Origin of the sequence: cf. Phormidesmis sp. LEGE 11477, assembly GCF_015207105.1 — a bacterium.
GTDB lineage: Bacteria > Cyanobacteriota > Cyanobacteriia > Phormidesmidales > Phormidesmidaceae > Phormidesmis.
The window spans coordinates 1-5,575 of record NZ_JADEXO010000197.1; the positions used below are offsets into that span (position 1 = coordinate 1).

At 50.1% G+C, this 5,575-nt stretch carries 6 protein-coding genes and 1 CRISPR repeat array; of the genes, 5 read left to right on the forward strand and 1 reads right to left on the reverse strand.

The window, feature by feature from the left end:
- The first annotated feature begins 43 nt into the window (after nt 1-43).
- Both IQ256_RS28190 and IQ256_RS28195 read left to right on the forward strand, forming a co-directional pair.
- Nucleotides 44-457: a four helix bundle protein gene (locus IQ256_RS28190; protein ID WP_193859011.1), complete on the forward strand. Its 414-nt coding sequence runs from the start codon at nt 44-46 to the stop codon at nt 455-457.
- A 4-nt stretch (nt 458-461) separates the two neighbouring features.
- Entirely contained in the window at nt 462-1,181 is a 720-nt protein-coding gene (locus tag IQ256_RS28195; protein ID WP_193859012.1) for a hypothetical protein, read from the forward strand.
- A gap of 350 nt (nt 1,182-1,531) precedes the next feature.
- Nucleotides 1,532-3,213: a CRISPR direct-repeat array (repeat unit 35 nt; unit sequence GTTCAAATTCCATTACCCCGCAAGGGGACGGAAAC).
- A gap of 43 nt (nt 3,214-3,256) precedes the next feature.
- On the opposite strand, the gene IQ256_RS28200 is transcribed toward IQ256_RS28195, so the two are convergent.
- Nucleotides 3,257-3,688 (reverse strand): hypothetical protein, encoded by a 432-nt coding sequence (locus IQ256_RS28200; protein WP_193859013.1) that lies wholly within the window; start codon nt 3,686-3,688, stop codon nt 3,257-3,259.
- A gap of 140 nt (nt 3,689-3,828) precedes the next feature.
- On the opposite strand from IQ256_RS28200, the gene IQ256_RS29930 reads away from it, so the two are divergent.
- From IQ256_RS29930 to IQ256_RS28215, 3 genes are all read left to right on the forward strand, one after another.
- Nucleotides 3,829-3,981, forward strand: coding sequence for a nucleotidyltransferase family protein (locus IQ256_RS29930; RefSeq protein ID WP_370623569.1), 153 nt, complete (start codon nt 3,829-3,831; stop codon nt 3,979-3,981).
- Between the two features lie 86 nt (nt 3,982-4,067).
- Nucleotides 4,068-4,181 carry a HepT-like ribonuclease domain-containing protein gene (locus tag IQ256_RS28210; RefSeq protein WP_193859014.1) on the forward strand — a complete coding sequence of 38 codons (114 nt, stop codon included), beginning with the start codon at nt 4,068-4,070 and terminating at the stop codon, nt 4,179-4,181.
- A gap of 140 nt (nt 4,182-4,321) precedes the next feature.
- Nucleotides 4,322-5,488, forward strand: a complete 1,167-nt coding sequence (locus tag IQ256_RS28215) for a tetratricopeptide repeat protein (RefSeq protein ID WP_193859015.1) — start codon at nt 4,322-4,324, stop codon at nt 5,486-5,488.
- Nucleotides 5,489-5,575 lie beyond the last annotated feature (87 nt).

The following is a 5,575-nucleotide window of genomic DNA, read 5'->3' on the forward strand; positions in this document are numbered from 1 at the left end:
ACCAATTTCCCTGTTTCACTCAGTAATAAAAAAGGAGAAAATCATGAAACAAAATTACGCAACAATCTTTGCAGCGAATTATCACCCGCATGGCTACAAGGAACTGCTGGCCTACCAGCTGGCGTTCAATGAAGCGATGAGGCTGCACTGGCTATTGCCAAACTTGCCGGAAGAAGAGAGTCCGCTAGTGGCGAAGCTGCGAGAAGTCTCGCGGGAGGTTTGTATGCACTTGGCTGCGGCCTGGGAGCAGCGGCATTATAAAACTTCTTTTGTAGCGAAGCTGTCTGAGGCAAAAGCAGCAGCAGCCAAGGTGCAGACGTGGGTGGCATTTGCGGTGGAGTGCGGATACCTCTGTGTGGACGATGGGCGGGTTCACTGCGATTTGTGTGGTGATGTTGTTGTAGAGATTGAAGATTTGATTCGGACGGCATTAATTGTTGTAAGGCTAGCGGGGTAGAGCGATGAAAGTATTACAAAGGGCTTGTCAAGAGCGGCTAAAGATGTCGCTTGAGTGTATTGGCTTGATGATGCGATGCGTGTCTTCTGGTGGAACGGTGTTGGCAAACGCGCAGCAGGAGAATCAGCAGTTAGTGCAGCGGCTGTCAGCGCTGCGAGCAGACTACAATCAGCTCAAGCGAGACAGTGAAGAGCTGTTGCGCTATGCGGATAGAGAGCTAACGTGGCTGAAGCAGACGAACACCGGACTGGCAAAGGAGTTTGATGACTTGCAGCTTCGGGTGTGGGAGCTAGAGCAGCAGGTAGATGAGCTGCTGCTGTACATCGCGGCGATGTCGGGGGCAGCCGACGCGCATTTGAAGACAGCGGCGGATACAGGGGAGTCTGAACCCAATCTTTCTAATCTTGTATTAGGAATCGTGGGGGGCCATGAGGCGACGCGCCGAGAGGTGATTCATGAGCTGACTGAAAAGTATGGTTTGCGACGCTGCGCGGAGGTACCGCCGACCTGGGAGGGGCGGCATCAAAAGCGAGTGGTGCGGCAGAAGCTAGAGCACTGTGATTTGATTGTGATTATCACCGGATACATGAATCATTCGCTGACGCAGGCAGTGTTTGCGCTAAAAGAGTCAGGGGCGCTGCGAGGGGAAGTAGAGCTGCTGAACTTTCGCGGAAAGAGCGGCGTCGTGAGGGAGATCTTGCGGCTAGCTTCGCGAGCGGAGTAAGCGTTACCTGCAAACTCTGACTGTGACCAGGTTTGCAGAACAGCGGCTCGCATACTGAAACTATGCGAGTCGCCATATTTTGTCAAAAAATATGAAGAGTCCACAAAATCTATCGACATTCGTTGATATTGACTATATTGTTGGCTCAGACTCCTAAATTCGCTAGGGTCTATAGAACCTTGAAAACCGCATTCTTTCGTCGACCCTAGAGAATTAACTACTGTGTAAGGCTTTGAGCCCAAATTAAGGGCACTTTCTTGACAGTGATTCTCATCTGCTACGGCCTTTTTTAGACCCTAGCGAATTTGGCTTTTGAAAGCTGCTCTCCGTCAGGCTTTCAAAGACCAGGGGTTCAAATTCCATTACCCCGCAAGGGGACGGAAACATTAAGCTTGAACGTCATTATCAGCTTGCCATTGAGTTGTTCAAATTCCATTACCCCGCAAGGGGACGGAAACTCTCTTGATGGTAAAGCCCTTCTGCAAATCCAGGTACGTTCAAATTCCATTACCCCGCAAGGGGACGGAAACAAATGAAAATTACTTTTCGTCTTTTTCAACTTTGGTTCAAATTCCATTACCCCGCAAGGGGACGGAAACCATCATCGACTTTGAACGTTTCCCCTTCTTCCGACCATGTTCAAATTCCATTACCCCGCAAGGGGACGGAAACTAAAGATTTACTCTGCAAACCTTTCAATAATTGCTTCGTTCAAATTCCATTACCCCGCAAGGGGACGGAAACCACGTCAAACTTACTGAAAGCATTTCAGAGATGGTTCAAATTCCATTACCCCGCAAGGGGACGGAAACACTGTCGCTTTCCTGAATCAAAGTATTTAGAAAGAATGGTTCAAATTCCATTACCCCGCAAGGGGACGGAAACGTCTTGTAAGTGATACGGTCGGCGGCAGGTTCGGAAGGGGTTCAAATTCCATTACCCCGCAAGGGGACGGAAACACTTAACAATCATTGTAAATCGCGGCGTATAGCGCACGTTCAAATTCCATTACCCCGCAAGGGGACGGAAACATTGCGATTTAGCCAATCTCTGAGCTTGGGATAAGTGGTTCAAATTCCATTACCCCGCAAGGGGACGGAAACCCGTTAGCTTGTGCTACTTTCAAAGCAATGTCAGTAGCGTTCAAATTCCATTACCCCGCAAGGGGACGGAAACTTTTTTGACTGAAACCTTGCCCGCGCATATTTGGTTCAAATTCCATTACCCCGCAAGGGGACGGAAACCAGATAATTATTACAGTACTTACAATACTTTACGTGTTCAAATTCCATTACCCCGCAAGGGGACGGAAACATGCGATTTTGAATGTCGCTGTCAAGAGAAGTCCAGTTCAAATTCCATTACCCCGCAAGGGGACGGAAACAAACATCCTGTGGAGCACGACGACGGCATTCAGATTCGAAGTTCAAATTCCATTACCCCGCAAGGGGACGGAAACCCGACAGCCAACACGGCAGTTTCATCCGTGTAGTCAAAGTGTTCAAATTCCATTACCCCGCAAGGGGACGGAAACGTTTTGAGTGGCTTTGTGACCTGCCGCATCAATAGTTCAAATTCCATTACCCCGCAAGGGGACGGAAACAAAATTAAGAATTTTCAATAATTCGCATTGCTAGTGGTTCAAATTCCATTACCCCGCAAGGGGACGGAAACCCGACAGTGTCAGGGAGACACATGCGGTTGAGCCAGCTGTTCAAATTCCATTACCCCGCAAGGGGACGGAAACGAATGAGGGCACCCTTCTGCCTCTCTCCTCGATCGGGTTCAAATTCCATTACCCCGCAAGGGGACGGAAACGACACCGTCAAAGTGTCTTCTGGTTGGTTTAGAGGTTCAAATTCCATTACCCCGCAAGGGGACGGAAACCAAATTGGGGCCTCAGGTACTGGTTACAGTACCTACAACGGTTCAAATTCTATTACCCCGCAAGGGGACGGAAACTCAAACTCCTTGCTGGTATCACGAGCTTCTTGACGGTTCAAATTCCATTACCCCTCCAAACATACAAGGGGAACCAAAAACATATTGTCGCTCTCGTACTTCAGCCCATCGCGCTATTTCGGCTCTCTTCGCTGCGTCTCTTCAAAGTGCCGCCACCGCTGCCTAGCCACAGCCTTCTGTATCCGTAGAGATACCCGTTTTACAATCAGCGCTTGTTGTAGCGCGCCTATCTCACGCAAATGACAATACGCCTCTTGATACCCTCGGGCAGTACCCTGCCCCGAAGCACTAGCCGAAGGTCGATACTTTCCCAGCCAGTTCTTGATAGCAATCGCGTGCGCTCGGTTAATCATGCCCCTCTCTCCCACCCTGTCCGTTGGCAAAACGGGCTCAACCTCCGCTAGAACTACTCTACCCAGTTCAGGCAAATTCTCTAGATCTATCTCGGGCAAGAGCATATTGACCACCATTACGCTATCAAGAACAGATTTCTTCTTATTAAGAGTAGTGCTCTTCCCTGCTGACTCGGCATAGGCTGACGACAAAAACCATCACCTAGCCAACGGCGAAATCAGAATAGCTTTTCGCAGAGTATGCACCCGACGACTATACTATTAGCACCATTTGGTGTGATGAAATGGCTCTCAAAAATAAGCTGCTAGAACATTGACAAGCCATTCTAGAAATTGCAGAGCAACACAGTGCTCACAATCTACGAATCTTTGGCTCAGTCGCAAAGGGTACAGACAGAGCAGATAGTGATGTAGATCTGCTAGCAGATCTAGACAAAGACGTTTCTCTCTTTGACTATGTTGGCCTGATTCAAGCACTCGAATAACTACTTGGCTGCAAAGTAGATCTAGCAGAACCAGATACGCTGCATCCCATTATCAGAAAACAAGTTTTACAAGAAGCCATCCCTCTATGAATAGTAATGATTATCTCTATCGCCAAGCCAATCTCGATATCCCTTGGAAGAAGATTGCAGGGACAAGAGATGTTCTCATTCATGACTATCTACGTGTAAATCTAGAGTGAGTCTGGCAGGTAGTAGAAGAGGATATTCCTTCACTAAAAATTGTAATCGCGAGACTACTTTGAGAACAGTGAAGCGATAACGAACGGGCTAAACATACGATGTAGTCGCGCTACGCTTTGAACAGTTCCTCTAGCCGCATATGACAGCCCCTCTGCTTCCAGATGCCCTACCCGTACTAGCCCAGCTCGGCATCCTGCCCAGATACCTGCGCCAAATGCCCCCCGGCCATCGGCGCACTCAGTGCCGCGCCTTGATCAACTGGCTGACTCGCTATCGCCCACCCCAAAACAGCGACAACCTCACCCAGGTCAAAGGCTATCTACAGGCAGCTCAGCACCTCTGCGACATTCAAGAATGGGAACGCGCCTTTACCCTACTTTGCACCCGGCCCCACACCCCCACCCAAGAAATGCTGCACTACCAGCTCAAACTTTGGGGCTACAACGCCGTTCGCACCGACCTCTATCGCGCCCTTGCAGAGCGCCTCGACCATACCCCGCCCGACGGCTGGAACGCTCGCATGCTTCAGTTTTTAGGAGAAAGCTACTTCAGTCAAAATCAATACCCTCAAGCCGCCCAGTACTACCAGCAAAGCCTGGAGATGTTTAGATCAGTCGGTGAGCCGATCGACGTGGGCCTACTGCTCGGCGCGCTCGGAGATGTGTACTATTCCCAAGGTGACTATGACAGCGCCCTTCGCCATCACCAACAGTTTCTCAACTTGGCTCGCCAGGCAAATCTACCCTTTGCTGAAGGGATCGCCTTGGGCAGTCTTGGCAATCTATACGAGTCGAAAGGAGAATATACAAAGGCTAAAGAACATCACCAACAGCACCTAGCGATCGCACGCCAAATTCAAGATCTAGAAATGGAAGGCGCAGCCCTGGGCAATCTCGGTAGCTGCTGCTATTCCTTGGGCGAATTTGAACAGGCCATAGCGCTTCATCATCAGCATCTCACCAAAGCGCAGCAAATCGGCCACCGTCAAGGAGAAAGTAACGCCCTAGGCGGACTCGGTAGCGCCTATCACGCGGCGGGCGATCGCGCCAAAGCTGAACGCTACTTTACCCAACAAAAAGAGATTGCCCAAGCGATCGGCGACCAGCTAGGAGAAGCCAGCGCGCTATCCGGGCTAGGCAGCATTTCCGCTAGCAAAGGAGACCATCAGCAGGCGATCGCGTATCATCAAAAGCACCTGGAAATCGCCCAAACCCTCGGACACCAAGAAGGCATTTTGCACGCCCGCCGCAACCTTCGCAACGCCTGTGTCGTACTTGCCGACGATACGAAAAGCGATAGGCGATGAGCTACAAACGTGGCGATATTATCTTAGTGCTCTGTCGAGGCTAATTGTTAGGCTGAGATGATGGGGTAGTAGGGGATAGGGGATAGG

What these genes read in the sequence shown, in the direction of transcription:
- IQ256_RS28190 (WP_193859011.1), top strand. Translation starts at nt 44, where the DNA reads ATGAAACAAAATTACGCAACAATCTTTGCAGCGAATTATCACCCGCAT.
- IQ256_RS28215 (WP_193859015.1), top strand. Translation starts at nt 4,322, where the DNA reads ATGACAGCCCCTCTGCTTCCAGATGCCCTACCCGTACTAGCCCAGCTC.
- IQ256_RS28195 (WP_193859012.1), top strand. Translation starts at nt 462, where the DNA reads ATGAAAGTATTACAAAGGGCTTGTCAAGAGCGGCTAAAGATGTCGCTT.
- IQ256_RS28210 (WP_193859014.1), top strand. Translation starts at nt 4,068, where the DNA reads ATGAATAGTAATGATTATCTCTATCGCCAAGCCAATCTCGATATCCCT.